This is a genomic window from Fulvivirga maritima (assembly GCF_021389955.1).
Lineage (GTDB): Bacteria > Bacteroidota > Bacteroidia > Cytophagales > Cyclobacteriaceae > Fulvivirga > Fulvivirga maritima.
Map to the genome: position 1 here is coordinate 4003063 of NZ_CP089980.1, position 18742 is coordinate 4021804.

Annotated in this window: 17 protein-coding genes; 8 read left to right on the forward strand and 9 right to left on the reverse strand. The window is 36.6% G+C overall.

Annotated features, from left to right (window positions below; all coding sequences use genetic code 11):
* Positions 1–49: 49 nt before the first annotated feature.
* From LVD15_RS16955 to LVD15_RS16980, 6 genes are all read right to left on the reverse strand, one after another.
* A complete protein-coding gene (locus LVD15_RS16955; RefSeq protein ID WP_233776409.1) occupies positions 50–1285 on the reverse strand; it encodes a glycoside hydrolase family 53 protein in 1236 nt (411 codons plus the stop codon).
* A gap of 9 nt (positions 1286–1294) precedes the next feature.
* Positions 1295–2380, reverse strand: coding sequence for a SusE domain-containing protein (locus LVD15_RS16960; protein WP_233776410.1), 1086 nt, complete (start codon positions 2378–2380; stop codon positions 1295–1297).
* A 30-nt stretch (positions 2381–2410) separates the two neighbouring features.
* Complete coding sequence (locus LVD15_RS16965; protein ID WP_233776411.1) at positions 2411–4003, reverse strand: RagB/SusD family nutrient uptake outer membrane protein; 1593 nt, start codon at positions 4001–4003, stop codon at positions 2411–2413.
* Between the two features lie 52 nt (positions 4004–4055).
* Positions 4056–7325, reverse strand: a complete 3270-nt coding sequence (locus tag LVD15_RS16970) for a SusC/RagA family TonB-linked outer membrane protein (protein ID WP_233776412.1) — start codon at positions 7323–7325, stop codon at positions 4056–4058.
* Between the two features lie 122 nt (positions 7326–7447).
* The gene (locus LVD15_RS16975) at positions 7448–8467 is read right to left on the reverse strand and encodes a FecR family protein (protein WP_233776413.1); all 1020 of its coding nucleotides are present in this window, start codon (positions 8465–8467) and stop codon (positions 7448–7450) included.
* A gap of 66 nt (positions 8468–8533) precedes the next feature.
* Positions 8534–9145 carry an RNA polymerase sigma factor gene (locus tag LVD15_RS16980; protein ID WP_233776414.1) on the reverse strand — a complete coding sequence of 204 codons (612 nt, stop codon included), beginning with the start codon at positions 9143–9145 and terminating at the stop codon, positions 8534–8536.
* A 181-nt stretch (positions 9146–9326) separates the two neighbouring features.
* Between LVD15_RS16980 and LVD15_RS16985 the strand changes: the two genes are divergently transcribed.
* From LVD15_RS16985 to LVD15_RS17015, 7 genes are all read left to right on the forward strand, one after another.
* Positions 9327–9497 carry a hypothetical protein gene (locus LVD15_RS16985; RefSeq protein WP_233776415.1) on the forward strand — a complete coding sequence of 57 codons (171 nt, stop codon included), beginning with the start codon at positions 9327–9329 and terminating at the stop codon, positions 9495–9497.
* Between the two features lie 184 nt (positions 9498–9681).
* Positions 9682–10335, forward strand: coding sequence for a sensor histidine kinase (locus LVD15_RS16990; protein WP_233776416.1), 654 nt, complete (start codon positions 9682–9684; stop codon positions 10333–10335).
* Between the two features lie 55 nt (positions 10336–10390).
* Positions 10391–11026 carry a response regulator transcription factor gene (locus LVD15_RS16995; protein ID WP_233776417.1) on the forward strand — a complete coding sequence of 212 codons (636 nt, stop codon included), beginning with the start codon at positions 10391–10393 and terminating at the stop codon, positions 11024–11026.
* Between the two features lie 125 nt (positions 11027–11151).
* The gene (locus tag LVD15_RS17000; RefSeq protein ID WP_233776418.1) at positions 11152–11436 is read left to right on the forward strand and encodes a hypothetical protein; all 285 of its coding nucleotides are present in this window, start codon (positions 11152–11154) and stop codon (positions 11434–11436) included.
* Positions 11437–11624: 188 nt separating this feature from the next.
* A complete protein-coding gene (locus LVD15_RS17005; RefSeq protein ID WP_233776419.1) occupies positions 11625–11804 on the forward strand; it encodes a hypothetical protein in 180 nt (59 codons plus the stop codon).
* Between the two features lie 68 nt (positions 11805–11872).
* Positions 11873–12574, forward strand: a complete 702-nt coding sequence (locus LVD15_RS17010; protein ID WP_233776420.1) for a TVP38/TMEM64 family protein — start codon at positions 11873–11875, stop codon at positions 12572–12574.
* Between the two features lie 220 nt (positions 12575–12794).
* Positions 12795–14132 carry a transposase gene (locus LVD15_RS17015; RefSeq protein WP_233776421.1) on the forward strand — a complete coding sequence of 446 codons (1338 nt, stop codon included), beginning with the start codon at positions 12795–12797 and terminating at the stop codon, positions 14130–14132.
* 195 nt (positions 14133–14327) lie between these two features.
* Here the strand turns inward: LVD15_RS17015 and LVD15_RS17020 are convergent, their stop codons facing one another.
* Genes LVD15_RS17020 through LVD15_RS17030 form a run of 3 tightly spaced genes read right to left on the reverse strand, consistent with a single transcriptional unit; the run spans position 14328 to position 16641 of the window.
* A complete protein-coding gene (locus LVD15_RS17020; RefSeq protein WP_233776422.1) occupies positions 14328–14942 on the reverse strand; it encodes a hypothetical protein in 615 nt (204 codons plus the stop codon).
* Complete coding sequence (locus LVD15_RS17025) at positions 14911–15708, reverse strand: metallophosphoesterase family protein (protein WP_233776423.1); 798 nt, start codon at positions 15706–15708, stop codon at positions 14911–14913. Before LVD15_RS17025 ends, LVD15_RS17020 begins: the two co-directional genes overlap by 32 nt.
* A gap of 15 nt (positions 15709–15723) precedes the next feature.
* Positions 15724–16641 carry an outer membrane beta-barrel protein gene (locus LVD15_RS17030; protein ID WP_233776424.1) on the reverse strand — a complete coding sequence of 306 codons (918 nt, stop codon included), beginning with the start codon at positions 16639–16641 and terminating at the stop codon, positions 15724–15726.
* A gap of 280 nt (positions 16642–16921) precedes the next feature.
* On the opposite strand from LVD15_RS17030, the gene LVD15_RS17035 reads away from it, so the two are divergent.
* Positions 16922–18742, forward strand: a complete 1821-nt coding sequence (locus LVD15_RS17035; protein WP_233776425.1) for an AMP-dependent synthetase/ligase — start codon at positions 16922–16924, stop codon at positions 18740–18742.

Sequence of the window (18742 nt, forward strand, 5' to 3'; positions counted from 1 at the left end):
TAAGAAATATGATTCATAGCAGCCTGTCAATTATTTGTAACTAAATATTTTAGTTATAGTCAGCTTCCATATAAGTAATGCCTTGATTTACATTACCATCAAAACCGAAGAAAGTAGCATTTTCCCATGAAGAACCTGTTCCCCATAAGTCTTTCATATCAGAACTGATCCATGCTGGTTCCCAGTAAATAATACCTATTCCTCCACCGTCTTTCATCTCCTGAGTTAGTTTAACCATTAAGTCATACTGTCCTTGTTCTGTGAATGGATAACCTGCTAATGGAGTTCCTCCTAATTGGTTATCATAATTATCATTATACTTATCAGTCCAAGGATAGGCGGTTTCTAACATGATAAGCTCTTTGTTAAACTTTGACTTAGCCGCACTTACTACTTCGCTAATGCCGTTAGGGGCAATTTCTGAATGCCATAACGGATAGTAAGAAAAACCTATAATCTCGAAGTCAGTGACTTTCGATTTATTAATTATATTTTCTGCGAAATAATCAATGTTTATCGGGTTAGCTACATGAAGAGCTATACTAGGCGTATTAGTAGGTAAAGCCTCTCTGACTCCTTTAATGGCCGAATTTAGTATGATTCCCAGATTAATCCATTCATCATCACAACTGCGAGCCGTAGGGAATTCATCAGATTCTACACCATAGAGCATTCCACAGTTAATTTCATTGCCTACCTGTACCATTTCTGGAGCTAAACCTCTTTCTGATAAGTAGTTAAGTGCGTTTAATGTATAATTGTAAACTGAATCTGCTAAAACATTAATATCAGTGATATCTGCCCATGCTGCAGGAACTTCTTGTGCGCCTGGATCAGCCCAAGTGTCTGAATAATGGAAATCTAAAAGCACTTGCATATTATTTTGCTTAGCTTCTTCAATAGAACGAGCTACATCGGCTATATCGTTATACATTTGCTCACCATCAGGGCCATAAGCTTCTTGAGTCCAACTTGGTGTATGCCACAACCTTAGTCTAACAATATCAGTACCATGGTTAGCAAAAATGGCGAAGGGACTCTGAACTGCACCTTCATCCATATAAACGCCATTATGATCCTGAATTTGATTAGCATATGACAAATCAGCCCCAAAGTAGAAATCGTTTATAAATGAAGAACTATCATTAGGGATACTATCATTAGGGATACTATCATTAGGAGTGTCAAAATCAGGAGGTGTAAGGCCATCATCATCACAGCTTACTACTGCTATGAAACATAGCAGTAGTAATAATTGTATAAATTTATTTTTTCTGTTCTGCATCACTATCTATCAGTTTATAAAAATATATTGACCAGTTAAGTCGTTGAAAACTACTAGGTAAGACCCTCCATTTAACCATATATTTGGTTTATCTTTTCCTACGGTACCATATAGAGCACTTGGATCACTCACGGTTCCCCACCACTCAGAATCAGTTCTAAATTGAATATCTGAATATTCATCATAGTCATAATTGAGTGTCCAAATGTGGGGATTGAATGATGAATTAGTCATAGGTACAATGTCATTCCAATCACTAAAAAGTGATCCAGATAAACCAGCACTGGAGTATACAGGAGAAGAGCTCACATCATAGCTTTCTATAGTATAGGTCATGGTTTGGATATTAACTGAAATGGTTTGATATCCAGCTGACATTGTAATACCTGGAGGTTCTGAATCATTACTGGTTTCCTGTAAAGCTAGTTGTCCCGATCCTCCGGATCCCATGGATGATCCCCATTGTGGCTGCCAGTTTCCTCTCTCTCCTAATAGCTTAAGTTCACCTTCATTAAAATTGCCAGTGAAAGTATAAATAAAGCTATTTTCAGGATCTCTGAACATAGGAATAGCATCACTGGCTGATCCCCAACCAATTTCAGTAGCAGGTCCTATCATATACAGGTCAGCGTAAGCTGACACCTCAGATGATTGATAAGGAGTTACTGAAAGTTCAATAATGTTTGAATACACAAATACATCTTCAGAAACTGAAGCCTTTAACCTGACATATAAAGTGTTTACTTCATTAGGAGTCAGTCCTAATTGTACACTTCTACTGTTAAAAGTAGCTACAGAGTATGAAATTTCCATAGAAGTGTCAAATTCTATCGGTGTCATATTAGAAGAAAAATTAGATACCGTATCGAATTGAATTTCATAGCTTTCAGCACCATCAAAGCCAAAGTCTGTTGAAGTGCGTGTGAAAATAATAGCTTCTTCTTCAGCTTGTTCTTCAAGAAGTACGATGGTACTGTCTGATATCATAAGCTCAGGAGGAACAGGAGAATGAGCTACCACTAAATCATCATCCTTATCGCAGGCTATTAGTCCTATAAAAAATAGAGCGATTATATATAAATATTTTGTTTTCATCTTATATAAATTTATTTGATAAATGATCTACTAATACCCATCATGTTGCTTAAGATTAGGGTTTGCTAAAATTGCTGCTGTCGGTATTGGGAATAAATCAAAACGTGAATCTACTGGCCTACCTTCTTGAACTCCTCCCTTCCAAGGCCATACGTAATCACTATTAGAGAATTTACCAAATCTAATGAGGTCAGTTCTTCTATGCATTTCATAACAAAGTTCACGCGCTCTTTCATCAAGGATGAAATCTAATGTAAGATCTTCTGCTGAAATGTTGCCAGATTCGTCTCCATAAGCTCTTTCTCTTAGTGCATTAATATACTCAAGGGCAGTAGCAGTACTACCTCCAGTACCACCTCTCAGAACTGCTTCGGCGTACATGAGGTAAACATCGGCTAGTCTGAACATTGGAAAGTCTGTATCTGGGAAGCTGTTTGCCATATTTGACCCAGGCTCTCCTGTAGAAGTTATGTTTTTAAATTTTGTGACAGGATAACCTTGAGTAGGTTGAGTAAAATCATTTATTTCAAGGGTCTGTCCATCAGCATGAAACATAGCTCTTGAATCTGTAGCTCCAGTGATATCATCAAATAGATTTACAATATTTTTGGTTGTTCTCAACCCTGGCCATCTCTCTGACATACCATAGTCTGCCTGGTTCATGCTACCTATAATAGAACCTAAAATAAGGTATTTCGTTCCTCCATTGGTTTGAGTATTTGTACCATCATAATTAATAGAGAAAATAATGCCTTCAGCACTGTTATTATCAGCTAAAAACAAGTGATCATAGTTGGGATCAAGGGTATAGCCTGCATCAATCACATGAGAGGCATAAGTGATGGCTTCAGAGTTTCTTTCTACTCCGGTATACACCTGTGCATTAAGGTATAATTTGGTGAGTAAAGTCCATGCTGCAGCTTTATCAGCTCTACCATATTCATTTTGTCTAGCATCTATTAATTCATTCTGGATAGCTAGCAACTCTGATTCAATATATTCAAATAGAGTAATACGTTCTACTCGTTCTGGGAAGTAGCTACCTACACCGTCTTCTTCTTTAACAAGAGCAATATCACCAAACATATCTAGTGCATGCCAGTAACTCAAAGCTCTTATAAAACGAGCCTCTGCTCTGAAAATACGAGCTTCAGTTTTTTGAGCTTCTGTTAATCCTCTACTGTCTAAATTTTCATCAGACATTTCTCTAATAAATTCATTAGCTAATGCTACTTGAAAATAGATACGACTAAACATCGCGCCAATAAATTCGTTGTTAGCAATCCATTCAACAGTTACTATATCCGGTAAAGAGCCATCATTCCAACTTATTACAGCTTCATCTGTTGATAACTCTTGTAAATTGTAATATAGTCTTAAGTAGTCAGAGAAGCCTTCATCAAGCCCTATGATGTCAGGATCTCCTCCTTGATTACCTTGCTGCCCTGTTAAGGCATAACCTCCATACAATTTGGCTAAAACATTTTTATAGTTACCAAAATCGTCATATACTACATCGGAGGTGATTTGATTTTCTGGTTTAAGATCTAGATCACCGCAGGATAGTGCTAGTAATGACAAAATGCCAACCAGAAATAATCTATTAATATTTAATTTTTTCATCTTTTTAATTTTTAGTTTGAGAAATCAGGAATGCTCCATCAAATTCAAATCATTAAAAGTCCACATTTACACTGAGAGAGTAAATTCTTGGTCTTGGATAAATATTGTTATCTATACCACCTGATATTTCAGGATCAAGACCGCTATAATCAGTGATGAGGAATAAATTTTGAGCATTAGCACCCAGCCTCAAACCAATTTTTTCATTCCACAATCTGCCCACATCATAAGACAGGCTCATGTTTGACATTCTTAAGAAAGAAGCATTTTCTACGTAATAATCAGATAGCCTCCTATTGGTTTCATTTATGCTTCTGAAGTTAGTTTCTTTAATGTTATCTGTGAGATTGGTTATATAATTTGCATAATTGAGGTTTCTATATGTAGCGTTACCGGAATTTATGTTATTATAAACATAGTTTCCAACGCTTCCACTGAGAAGAAAACTCAATGTCCATTTATCATATGATAGTGTACTGTTAAATCCAAAGTAGAACTTGGGAGCAGGTGACTTATATCGATACAGGTCATCACTATTTATGACGTTATCATTATTCCTATCTACATAAACATCTTCCATTGGTTTCCCATTTTCATCATATACCTGTTGGTATACATAGAATGCGAAAGGTTGGCTGCCTACAGTATGTATTTGTACCGTATTACCATTACTGAAGTTTCCTACAGGTATTCCTTCAGAGTTTTCGTCACTTGTTTTACTCAGATTAACGATTTCTGTTGTGTTGTAAGTAGCATTAATGCCTAAATCCCATTCAAATTTATTGGTTGTAATAGCATTGTAGTTCAATGCTAATTCAACTCCTTTATTTTCGATGCTTCCAACATTGGTAAATAGCCTGTTAGTAAGGTTAGAGCCCGCAGCCACCGTAATTATCGCTAATAGGTCATCTGTTTTCTTGTAATAGAAATCTAAACTACCGGATAATTTGTCATTCCAGAATCCATAATCAATACCTGCATTGTAGGTAGTAGTTTCTTCCCATTTGATATTATTATCATAAGCTTCTGGCCTAAGAGTAGTGTAGAATTGACCTCCAAATTCGTACTGCGCACTTTCGTTACTATAAGTATATCTTGGTAAGTAAGGGAAATAGTCTCCAAAATCTTGCTGACCTGTGATACCATAACCTACACGCAATTTCATATCAGAAATCACTTTAGAATCTTTAAGGAAAGATTCGCTCTTCAATTTCCAGGCAAAGGCTAATGAAGGGAATATACCCCATCTGTTGTCCTCACTAAAGCGGGAAGAACCATCCGCTCTTACAGTAGCGGTAAGCAGGTACTTATCCATGAAACCATAGTTCAATCTTCCAAAGTATGATTTAAGTCTATATTTGGGATTCATAGGAATGCCTGCTGGTGAAACTACATCTCCTTCAGCGTTTATCTCATCATAAGTATAGTTATCTATTTTAAAATCCTGATATGAATAACCTGCAGTGAAATCGATGTTACTATTGATAGACTCTAATTCCCTTTTATAATTCAGGTAGAAATCGGCCAAATAGTTTGATTTATCTTGACCATACCTTGAATAACTGCCACCTTGGTTGTAAACAAATGCGGCTTCTGCCGGGATAGTATTAGAGCCTTCACTAGTAGATATATCATAACCTAAATTCAGATTAGCACTTAAGCCATCTAGAAAAGGAAGTGAATAATCAAATTGAATATTACCTATACTTCTTTTGGCTTCACCTACATTATCACTTTGAGCCAATAAACTTATAGGATTATATGACGTTTGCGTAATAGGTGAGCCATTGTCGTTTGCCCATTGAAAATAATTGCCAAACTCATTAGGAGCGAAAACTGGCTGAGTAGGGTCATAAGATATCGCACTGCTAATAGCTCCTTGATCTGCAAATCTGTTTTTAGAATAAATTCCCTTTACATTAAAAGTGATTTTTAACGCATCATCTAACAAGTAAGGAGTAAGGGTAATAGCAGCTGTAGTTCTTTCCAGATTAGACGTTTTTACTACACCGTCCTGATTTAAGTAACCTACAGAAACACGGTAAGGAAGATCTTTTAAAGATCCTGATACACTTAAGTTATTATCTGAACTGATTGCATCTTTAAAGATTTCATCTTGCCAGTCAGTATTAGCATTTCCTAAAAGGCCTAATTGATCTGGAGCATATTCAGCTACTACTTCTCTAAATTCATCAGCAGAAAGTACATCTACTTTTCTAGGAACGGTAGATACTGAGGTAAGTGTACTGAAGTTTACTCTGAAGTCCTGGCCAGATTTACCTTTTTTAGTATTGATAATCAAAACACCATTAGAAGCTCTTGAACCATAAATAGCAGTTGCAGAAGCATCTTTAAGTACGTTTACTGATTCAATATCATTTGGGTTAATAAAGCTTAAAGGATTTGATGACCCTGCTACATCATTATTATCCAAAGGCACACCGTCTATTACAATAAGAGGATCATTACTAGCATTTAGTGAAGAACCTCCTCTAATTCTGATAGTACTACCTGCACCAGGAGCTCCACCGTTAGAAGTGATCTGTACCCCAGCTACTTTTCCTGAGATCAATTGATCTGGTGTGGTAACTTGTCCTGGGTTGAAATCCTTTTCGGAAATACTGGCAACAGAACCTGTTACATCGCTTTTCTCTTGAGTTCCATAACCAATTACTACCACTTCAGTAAGTGACGTAACATCAGGCATAAGCATTATATTAAGGTTAGTCTGATTTTGAACAGTTACTTCTTCCTTTATATAGCCAATGAAAGAGAAGATTAGAACACTGTTCTCATCAGGAACCTGTATAGAGAAGTTACCTTCAAAATCAGTAATTGTACCTTGTGTAGTACCTTTAATAAGGATGTTTACACCGGGTAGTGGGCTACCTTCTTCGTCTGTAACTCTACCTGTAACGGTTTGTGCTGCCATTACTTCTTCTACAAGAGGAATATTAGGCACCATAGATTTAGCTACATCTATTTGGTTGTTAACACGACGAAAATTTAAAGAGGCTGATTGGCCTACTTTTTTCAGGATTGCAGCAATCGTTTGTTGATCGCCATCAAAATTAAACTTGATATCAGTGGGTAAATCGCTCGACTCGTAGGCGAATTTGAATCCCGATTGATTCTCAATTTGGCTAAAAACTTCTTTAATAAGAGCGTCTTTTAGCTTAATTGATACCTTGATTTCATCAATGCTTAACTGTTGTGAATTACTTTCAGCAGAAGCGAATGAAAAAAACAATGTATGCATTACAAAAATGTATAAACACCACCTTGATAGCATAATAATTTTCTTAAGTACTTTATATTTCATACTTTAATGAGGTTTATTGATATATTTTATAAAACAGTAATAAGTCTGTGGATAGGAAACTGGACCTTTCCTATTCCAGGCTTATTGCAACTAAGAGGAATTTGCTTTCATTTTTCTGATATCTATTCAAATTTTAGTTCCACATGATTTTTATTGATTTTGAAAGTGAAGCGTTCAGTAAATGCCATTCTTTCAAGTACTTTTTCCAGGCTTTGATTATTAAACTCACCTGTATATGATATTTTTCTATTCAGGTTTTTAACCTGGATATTTACCCCATACCACCTTTCCAATGTATTTTTAATGGTCTCAAAGTTGTCTTGAGAGAAAGAAATGATTCCTTCTTTCCATAATAGGGAAGTAGCAAGGTCAAATTTTGATTTCTTTATGCTGCGTTTTGATTTGTTGTAGGTGATTTGTTCACCAGGGGTAATGTAGAGCGCAGAGTCTGTTGCGCTGGAAGTAGAGTGGTTTTTAACCTCTACTTTACCTGTTACCAGTTTTACCTCTACATTAGCATTCTCTTTAAATGCATTGATATTAAAACTGGTGCCCACAGCTGTGGTGATGATTCCTCCAGAATTAACTCTAAATGGTTTCTTCGTGTCTTTTCTCACTTCAAAAAAGGCTTCTCCTTCAAGATCTACCAATCTTTCTCTCCCAAATTCTGATGGATACTCAATTTTACTGTCACTATTGAGCCATACTTTAGTCCCATCAGGAAGAGTTATTTTTGACTTCTGTCCTGCAGGGTTACTCTTTATTACTTGGGATATTACATTTGTAACCTTTTTTTCTTTTACTTTCTTTTTTGGGAAGAGGAAGATTACAGCTGAAATGGCTAAGATGATAGAAGCCGCGATACCAAAAGGCCAGTAATTTTTTCTTTTAACAGGGGAGTTTTGGTGTCTAAGAATAGCTGACAGAACCTCATCTTTTTCTTCTTCAGAAATGGTTTCTGCTTCTTTATGCTGAGAGGAAAGTAGAATCTGACGCGCTTTGTGAATGTTAGATAGCTCTTCAGGGTGAGTTTCTATCCATTTTTTCCAAAATATCTGATTGTTAGGGTCTGGATTAAGTACCCATTTTTTAAACTCTCGATTAAGTAAATAGTTCTCTATACTTTTTTTCTCCCCTTGCATATTTTCGGCTTTCTACCCGTAAGAGTAGCAAGAGGTGAAAACACCATCACTTATTTCAAAAAAAAATCAGAAAAATTTTCTAAGCGTGGTAATGGCTCTGTAAAGCAGGTTTCTGGTAGCTTCTATACTTTTGAAACCCATTATATCCTTAATTTCTAAGTATGTAAGGTTGTTATAATAATAGTAATAAATGGCCTCTTTTTGTCTTAATGAAAGTTGATTGATCGATTCTTCCATTTTTCGGATCTGACTTTCCTGAATTTGTTTTTCTATCAGAATATGTTCTGCTGACGCCTGAAGGTCAAAATCAAGCGGGGCGTCTTCATGAGAGGTGTTTTTCTTATTCTTCTTTAACTCTCTGAGAAGATTATACCTAAAAGACTTAAGTAAATAAGCCTGAACCGATAGAACCGCAGGAAGCTTGCGCCTGGAGGTGCGTATAGTGATAAAAGTGTTTTGGATACAATCTTTTATTAGCTCTTTATCTCCACTAAGTTGTCTTCCATAATTATAAAGAATTTGAAAAAACTTATTGTAAATAGCTATAAAAGCAGATTCACTTCCTTTCCTGAACTCATCCCATACGAGCTCATCGGGAAATGTGTTCTCTTGATGTCTGGGAGTTTCTTCAGTATTGAAACTGCGAAGCCGTTCCTTTTTTTGTATGTATCCAACCATTGTAAGGCGAAATTTAGTAAAATTTAATTAAAGAAGTGTTAAAATGACATTTATTATCTTTCATTTTTAATTAATTCTTTATTGATGTCATTAAGGGGAATTTTCCCCTTTTTAATTGTATTTGAATGGTATTGTCACGATTCTATATATAATTGAATATGGCTTAAATGTTAATTCAATCATGAAGAGATTAATATCGCTTTTCTACCCAATGTCTTTTTTGGGAATAGTGCTGATCATGGGGCTGGCAGTCATTATAGATAATGATAGGTCTGAACGAAGAATTTCTGATTCTCAGTGTGAAAAAGTGAGGCTGCTGTGCAAGGAAGTAGATGAAATGGTATGTAGATAGCGTTAGTGATAAATCATAAATTCATAAAGCCTTAGTATTAATTAAATTCTAAAATAGATGGAGTAGCGAGGTGCAACACTTGGAGCAAAATATTATTCTGGAGGTCATTATTATAGTATTGGTCATAACAATAATAGTGAGCGTGTTTTATTTTATTTTTCTAAAACAAAATCATAAGTATCTGATGGAGAAGCGAGAAGCTGAGAGGCTGTTTGAGGAAGAGGTGGTGAAAACACATGTGGAGATTAAGGAGCAGGCACTTAAGAATTTCGGTTGGGAGCTGCATGACAATGTAGGTCAGATATTGTCAACTGCTAGAATGCAGTTGAATTTATTAAGTTTAAAGGTGCCAGCAGATTTGCAAGGATCTTTAGATGAAGTCGGAGAGCTGATAGGAGCTAGTTTAAGTCAAATTAGACTATTATCTAAAACACTAAACCCTGAAACCATTAAAAGGCTGGGGCTGGTGGAAGCTATAAGGTTAGAGATGGATCGATTTAACCGGTTACAATTTTTGGAGGCTACGTTTACCATTCAGGGAGAGGAAGAAGAGTTAGGCGAGCGGGAGACGGTAATTTTGTTTAGAATTATGCAAGAATATTTCTCTAATGTGATTAGACATGCTAAAGCCACCCAATTAAATGTATCTTTAAAATATTCGAAAGGTACCCTTACCATTAGTGCTTCAGATAATGGAATTGGATTTGGTGCTGATAGCTTAAATAATGGCACAGGTTTATTAAATATGAGAAGCAGGGCTAAGCTGATAGGGGCTGAGTATTCTATGAAATCGCAAAAAAAAGAAGGAGCTCAGATGATGTTGAAGTATAAAATATGATCTACATATTTAAAGAGAGGTGTTTTATGCTTATATTTAATTAAGAGTATGATCAATGAAATATAAGGTAGTAGTTGTAGATGACCATATCCTGTTTGCTCAAGCACTTGAGAATTTGGTGAATAATTTTGAGGAATTTCACGTGCTTTATCATGCTAAAAATGGTCAGGAGTTTCTTCAAAACCTGGAGCAGTCAGAGCATCCGCATATTGCACTAATGGATATTAATATGCCTGTGCTTAACGGTATAGAAACCATGAAAGTGCTTAATAAAGATTATCCGGATATTAAGGTTTTGGCTTTATCTATGGATAATGATGAACATACCATTATAAAAATGCTCAAAGCAGGAGCTAAAGGCTACTTGCTTAAAGATATTCATCCTACTGCTTTTCACAGTGCATTAAAAACAGTTATAAAGAAAGGGTTCTACTACTCTGATGAAGTGGCCAATACCGTGATGACTTCTATGCACAAACCAGAAAATGATGAAATTCAATTAAAGGAAAGAGAGATTGAATTTCTTAAACTGGTATGCACCGAGAAGACATATAAGGAAATTGCTTCAGAAATGTGTCTTAGCCCTAAGACCATTGATGGCTACAGAGAGGCTTTATTTGAAAAATTACATGTAAAAAGTAGAATAGGGCTTGTACTTTATGCTATAAAACACCATCTTTATAAGATATAGTATTGTCTATGGGTGTTTTTCCCCTGTAGATTGGTGCTTTTCCCTCTAGATATTCAGCTACTCAGGCTATACTTTGTGAAGTATTAAGTTTGTCTATATATGGCACGACCTAAAACTTATATGGCATGAGTACGAAATTTACATTAAAACAGATACTGAAGTATCTTACCAGTTTAGACACTGTTCTTAAACTGCTCCTCATTGTGTGCATTTTAATCACTGTTTTTTCCTTGTTTAACTCATCGGCTTACATTACTACTAATAATGAAAGGATGGGGAAATCTGCCCGGTTGCGTGTGAATCTGGATTCAGTGTCAACTATAATCTATCCAGAAATACTTTTCACTTCTTTGCCTTATCATACGGGAGAGCAGATGTCATTAGACTCAGTTTTGAGAGCTAATCTTTGAATTGATCGTGTATGTTTTAGGAGGTATTTGGTCTTTTTTCTTTCCCTTTTATAGTAAAAATTCTCTTTTTGGGAGTTCATATTACTCGTTTCTTACATCTAAGCTTTGTAAGTGTTTGATTTACAGTCTAATTGCGATATTGGCATTGTTCATGTTATAATGTATTCAAATATTAAAAGTTTACAATTATGAATGGTAAGAGTGGAAAAAGGACAGTGCCGGTATCAGGTTTAAATTCATTATCGGAAAATGATAAACTAGATTTTTTAGTTTGTATTGATAATACGCTAGAAAGAATCAGATATAGAGAGATTTCTATCAACGAAGGATTTATTGAATTGCACCAGAAGCTAAATAGCTTGAACTAAAGTTGATCTTTATTATTTTATAAACATTACTTTAATCAGGCAGTTTTATATACAAAAAATGTATATAAATGCCTGATCAAGAAAATGCATCTGTAAAAAAGAGTAAACTACCTCTTATAATATCCATTGGCCTCGTAGTGGCAATGGTATTAAGTTATTTTCTCATACCGGATGTGAAACAATTCTGTCAGGAGGCCTGGGATGTCCTCCTGAGCGAGGATGAAGAAAGAACCAGCGAGTGGGTTAGCCAGTTTGGAGCCTTTGGGCCAGTGGTTATTATACTTGCCATGATCATTCAGATGTTCTTAATAGTAATCCCTTCAGCATTGCTCATGGTGGTGTCTGTATTGGCTTATGGCCCTTGGTGGGGTAGCCTTATTATTTTGGCTGCTGTTTTTTGTGCTTCTAGCGTGGGTTACGCTATTGGTGCTTATCTAGGGCCACCAGTGGTGCAGAAAATTTTAGGAAAAAAGTCTGAGAAGAAAGTAGAGTCTTTTCTTGATCAATATGGTTTTTGGGCCGTAATAGTCACTCGGCTTAGCCCATTTTTGTCAAACGATGCCATCAGTTTCGTAGGTGGTATGCTCAGAGTTGGTTATTGGAAATTTATAGGAGCTACGCTCATCGGCATAACTCCTCTCACTATATTTATTGCCTATCTTGGTAAAAATACTGATCGTTTAAAAAGCGGAATGATCTGGGCTTCTGTGGTAAGCCTAGTGCTATTTGTACTCTATGTATGGTGGGATAAAAAAAGGAAGAAAAAGTAGAAAGGCCTTCTTATAGTTAGAAGACCTTTTGTGTTCTTAGACTGAATTTTCTATTATAATCCTACTTTAGGGCCTCCCTTTTAAATAAAAAACACTGAAATACAGTTACTTATCAGTATTAAAGCATAAAATAAAACCCCGAAATTAGCTATATAAAGCTTTTTTCGGGGTTTTTGATTTGTTAAATTGTAGTGCCTAATCACAATTAACACTGCAATATATGAGAGATCAAGAGCTTTTCCAACCGCAAGATTACTTAACTCCAAAATGGTACTTATTCAAGAATAGCAAATTAGGTAAGGTTTATAATACTATTCCTTGGAGTCAACTTTCAGAATGTTTGCCAAAGGAAAATAGAGGCCCAGGCGCACCCCGCTGGTTTTCGGCCCAAGGCATGTTTGGTCTAATGTTTCTAAAATCTTATTTAAACCTGAGTGACGAGAAGTTAATAGAACGATTTAATACTGACTGGAGCCTTCAGCTTTTTTGCAATAAATTGTTGGATGATAACCAAAGAATTAAGGATAAGGCCATTTTAAGTAGAATAAGGACGTATATGGCTGATAATACTGATTGGCAACAACTTCAGGAAGTACTCATTCATCATTGGAAAAGAGATATGAATAATACGCATGTTCTCTTAATGGATGCCACTTGCTATGAAAGTTATATTCGTTTTCCTACCGACGTTAAGCTAATCTGGGAAAGTTGTCAATGGGTGTTTGAAAAACAGCTTTACAGATGGTGTAAAATATTAGGTGTAAAGAGGCCTCGCTCCAAATATATAGATCAAAAACGCAAGCAGATGTCTTACGATCGTAGTCGAAAAAAGACATACAAAGCTGGACGCAAGCGTAAAAAGGCATTGATATATCTACTGTCCAAAGGGCTTGGACAGCTGCAGTACTTACTCAATGAAAACCCACAAATACAGCTTCACTTTCAAGAGCGATCATACCTAAAAACAATAAAGAAGGTACTTGAGCAACAGCAATTCTTGCAGCATCATCCAGCTAAAGAATTGAAAAACAGGATAGTATCGCTTCCCAGACCTTATGTCAGGCCTATCGTACGAGGCAAAGAAACTAAAAGGGTTGAGTTTGGAATGAAAGCCCACATGCTTCAGGTTGACGGCATCTGCTTTATTGATGCCATGGAGTTCAGGGCATTCAATGAAAGTACCAGACTAAAAATAAGTAGTTTAAAACATAGATCGATATTTGGCTCCCTTCATCAGCTGGGGGCGGATCGTATTTATGCCACTAACGCCAACAGAAAGTATTTAACAGTAAGGAAAGTGTTCACTTGCTTTCCAAAGAAAGGCCCCAAGGTAAACAAACCTCAGGAAAGCAAACTCAGAAGCCTCATCTCTAACCAGAGAGCAACCGTGATGGAAGGAAGCTTTGGTACCCATAAAACGGCTTACGGCCTGAATAAAATCAAGGTTAAGGGAGAAAAACGAGAAATGATACATGTATTCTTTGCCGTTATGATGGCCAATGCTGTTAAGATGAGCAAAAAGAAATCAGAAGACATACCACTACTTCAGGCCGCCTAAACCTAAATCAGAAAAGCCCCAGGGATCGGTGTGTCTATACTATTCTAAATCGATATTCCTTCAGATTTATTAATAAAACCACTCACGATTTTGCACTTTTCGAAGACGCTAAAGCGGAAGGTGTTCAGATTTATAACAAAAAAAGCTGGACTTAATCAGTCCAGCTTTTATATCTTGTTTTGATTTATGCAATTATCAAGGGAGGCCTACTTTAACGCCTAAGGCTAAGGTAAATATGTCTGTAACCGAAAGGTAGTCCATATTTTGTAAATAGCTAATAGCTTCCAGGTCATAAGTGCCTAACTCATAGTATAAGGCTATCCTCTTAACATCTCCAGGTAAATCTTTGCTTACTCTACCTCCTATGTAAGCACCAAACCTAAGTGAAGTAGCCCACCAGTAGTAGCCTTTAGGGTATTCATTAGGTAGAAGAGTGTCGAACTGACTTCCGAATGAATAACTTAAATAGGGACCTATTGAAAAGGGTACTATAGAATAATCAGAATTTGTTTTGATCCTCCAGGGAGAATAAGTGGTTTTTAAGGTGATGGAAATGATATGATCTCCTCCAATGCTTTTTGGTAAATAACCAGCTAGTATATCTGTCTCCAATTTCTCATGTCCGTGAAGGTAGCCTGCTCCAGCAGAGAAAAATCCAATGTTACCTGCAAACTGTAACTTATAGTGGTCAGGAACATACCATGGCCTTTCTGAGGTTTGCCCAAATGCGAAAGCAGGGGCTACTAAAAAGATTATGTAAAGAATGTATTTCATAATATTAAAATTCCATTTGTTGGATGTCCAATCCATTGGTCCAAAGTTTAATTAGAGAGAAACCTCTGTGAAGCATAGCTGTGGTTACAAAATACCTTACTCCATCGTTATAGTATTCCCTATCCAAAAAGGAGTGCGTATGCGCATGTAGTGATAGTACTACTTTGGGGTGGCTCGCTAATAGGTCAGCGTAATCATGTTCTAATTCAGGATCGAAATCACCATCAAAAGGAGGGACATGTGAAATGACTATGACATTCAAGTCATTAGGGTTGTCTTCAATTTCAGTTTGTAACCAGTTAAGGTCAGGAATTTGGCCGTTAAAATCGTACTCTCTGGAATTAGTATTAATCATTATGAACTTATAGTCTCCGTATTCGAAGCTATAATTACTTGCTCCATACATTTCTCGGTAAACCTTGCGTCCGTTGGCTAACAGGTCATGATTACCAACTACGGTAAGGTACGGAACATAAAGTTCAGACATAATATCATTTACCCACTTGAATTCTTGTGATAATCCAAAGTCAGAAATATCACCACCATGAATTACAAATGAGAGGCCTTCTACAGAATTGGCTTTGTTAACAAAGTCTTCTGATTGGTCATAAAAGCGCTGTGTGTCGCCCATAAAGATGAATCGTATGGTATCATCTGGAGCTTCTTGTGATTGAATCTTCTGAAGATTCTTAACTGTCAGATCTTTTTCATCACTATCAAGGATGATTTGATTGGGGTTGTACTCAAAACAGGCCGATACTAAAAGTACCAGGCCTGCCATCAAAAAAACTTTTCTTTTCACTTAATTACGTTCACTTTAAAATTTATATCTAATACCCACGTTAAGGCCTATTCCACTGGCATTAACAAATTGGGTAGGTAAGGTTCTGGCTTCGTCTATATTAATGTCTTCTGGGTCTGCAGGTATAGTGAATTCATCAGAAAAGTTGAATTTTTTCTGATAAGTAGGCAAGTCTTCAAGTTGCTGACCAGGAACAGGGCTACCATTTATAGTAGTACGATAAGATTTTATTTCTGCTTCATCACTTTTTAAAGATACACTTTTGAATTCTATCTCAGTGAATATGTCAAAACCAGAATTCACAGGAAATAATACACCTATGGCACCATGATAACCTACACTAAACTGAGGTTGTACTTCGGATTCTGCTCTAGTCATTGCGGTTTCTCCGTTTGGTCCGGCATTCATTCTGTCTACACTTGTTTCTATAGTTAGATCACCGGCAACAGGAATTAATAAGCCAACACGAGCATAAGGGTTGATACCTTCAAAACCTGGGGTTACTACAAAAGCTGGCGCCACATCTACTCCTCTTATATAAGCATTAGCAATAGAATGAGATTGAGGGGTAGTGGTTTCTCCTATGGTTTGCTCAGAACCATGGAAATAATAAACACCTAATTCAGCTCCAACGTATTCGTTAAACATATAACCTGCTACCGCTCCCAACTTATATCCTTCTCCTAATGTACCTTTTAGGGATTCTACTGTAGTACCATCTTGAGTAACGTTAATTCTTGTAGAAGGTTCTATTCCGGTGATTTCATTCGGGTCAGAATTGTTATACTGTGAGCTAGATGCTTTTATGGAATAGCCACCACCTGCTCTAAGATAGAAGCCCTGTCCGAAAGAGGTTGTAGAGATGAATAATGCCAGTGTTAAGACTCCTAAAAATGCAGTAAATTTCATGGGGTTTAATTTTTGGTTGTTCATGAGTATTAATTTAGTTAGCGTTATGATCATTAAGATCAGTTAGTTTTAAAGGTCAAACTTACCTCCAAAATATTAGTCAACAGTATTTTTATCAGTTAATTATGTTTAGACACTAAATGTATGGTGATCTATCTTTCCGAAATTTATTCCGTGGTATGTGTTAATTTCTACATTGTGTAGTAGTAAATGCCCATTCTACAACACACTCTATTGTTAAATCTTTGTTTTTTAGATTAAATGACTGCTCATTTTTCGGTATAATTTTTTTATGGGTTAGGTTATGAAAAACGCTACTGATCAACTAACCCTGATCCCGCAAATCCCTCGTTTGCAGCTTAATGAGTACAGCCAGGAAGTAATGCTCGCCAAGCGTGGTGAAGAGAACTGGGTATGCTACTCAACCCAAGAGGTAGTTGATATAATAAATATGCTCAGTGCAGGGATTTTGGCCTTGGAGATTGAGAAGGAAGACAAAATAGCTATTATCTCGGCTAACCGTCCTGAATGGAATTTTATTGATTATGCCGCGCAGCAGATTGGAGCTGTTACGGTGCCAGTCTATACTAAAATGAGTCCTGAGGAGATAGAATATATTTTAAATGATGCCGAAGTAAAACTTGTGTTTACTGATAGTGAAGAGGTGCTAAAGAAAATCTCTAAAGTAAAGGCAAGGCTAGTCAAAGTGAAAGGTGTTTATATTTTCGATGAAAGTCATAAGCAATCCTACTCCACTTTGCAGAAAAAATATACTAAGGATGTGGAAGAGCAGGTAGCTGGGAGGTTAGAAAGCATGCATGAAGATGATACTGCAACACTTGTATATACTTCGGGTACCACAGGCAAGCCAAAAGGAGTGATGCTTACTCATAAAAATATCCTTTCTAATGTAAAAGCCTGCCTGGCACTTATGCCAGTAACTCATGAGCAGAGAACCCTAAGCTTTTTGCCTTTAAACCACGTATTTGAGCGTATGCTCAATTATCTCTATATGGCGGCTGGTCTATCTATTTACTATGCAGAAAATGTAGATACAATTGCTCGTGATATTAAAGATGTAAAGCCTCATATTTTCACCACGGTACCAAGATTACTGGAGAAGGTCTATGAAAAAATAGTAGAAAAGGGTAAGGAGTTAAAAGGTGTAAAAAAGGCTATTTTCTTTTGGGCATTGCAGTTGGCACAGCATTATGATTTTAGAGGCAAGAGCTGGTGGTATACTCAACAGTTGAACCTGGCTAATAAGCTGGTTTTTAGACAGTGGAGAGAGGCTTTGGGCGGTGAAATTATAGCTATTATTTCTGGTGGAGCCGCTTTAAATGAGAAAGTTAACCGTGTGTTTAATGCTGCCGGTATACCCGTAATGGAAGGCTATGGTCTTACGGAAACCTCTCCGGTAATAGCAGTAAATAGGTTTGAGATAGAGCAAAGAAAAATTGGGACTGTAGGGCCTCCATTACCCAATGTGGAGGTGAAGTTAGCTGATGATGGGGAGATCCTCTGTAAGGGGCCAAGTGTTATGAAAGGCTATTACAAGCAACAAGAAAAGACGAATGAGGTGATTAAGGAGGGCTGGTTTCATACTGAAGATATCGGCGAACTCAAAGATGGTTTTCTCAAGATTACTGACCGGAAGAAATCTATGTTTAAGACTTCTGGTGGTAAGTATGTAGCCCCACAAACCATTGAAAAAGTGATGAAGGAATCACATTTGATAGGGCAAATGATGGTGGTAGGTGAGGGTAAAAAGATGGTTACTGCCTTAATAGTGCCTGATTTTGATAATCTTAAGAAGTGGTGCACCACTAATAATATCAATTTTGACTCAAAAGAAAAGGTTATTAAAAATGATAAAGTGATAGCCCGGTTTTCAGAGTTGATAGAGAAAAAGAACCCAAAACTTAATCACACAGAGCAAATAAAAGACTTTCGATTAGTGACTGATGAATGGTCAGAAAGTAGTGGTGAGCTCACGCCTACTTTAAAAGTAAAAAGGCCTGTAGTAGAGAAGAAGTATCAGGAGCTGATAGAGTCGATGTATGATGGCGATAGTAAAAAACAAAAGTCAGAAACTAGAAAAAACGAAGTAGAGGAGGCTGTGTAG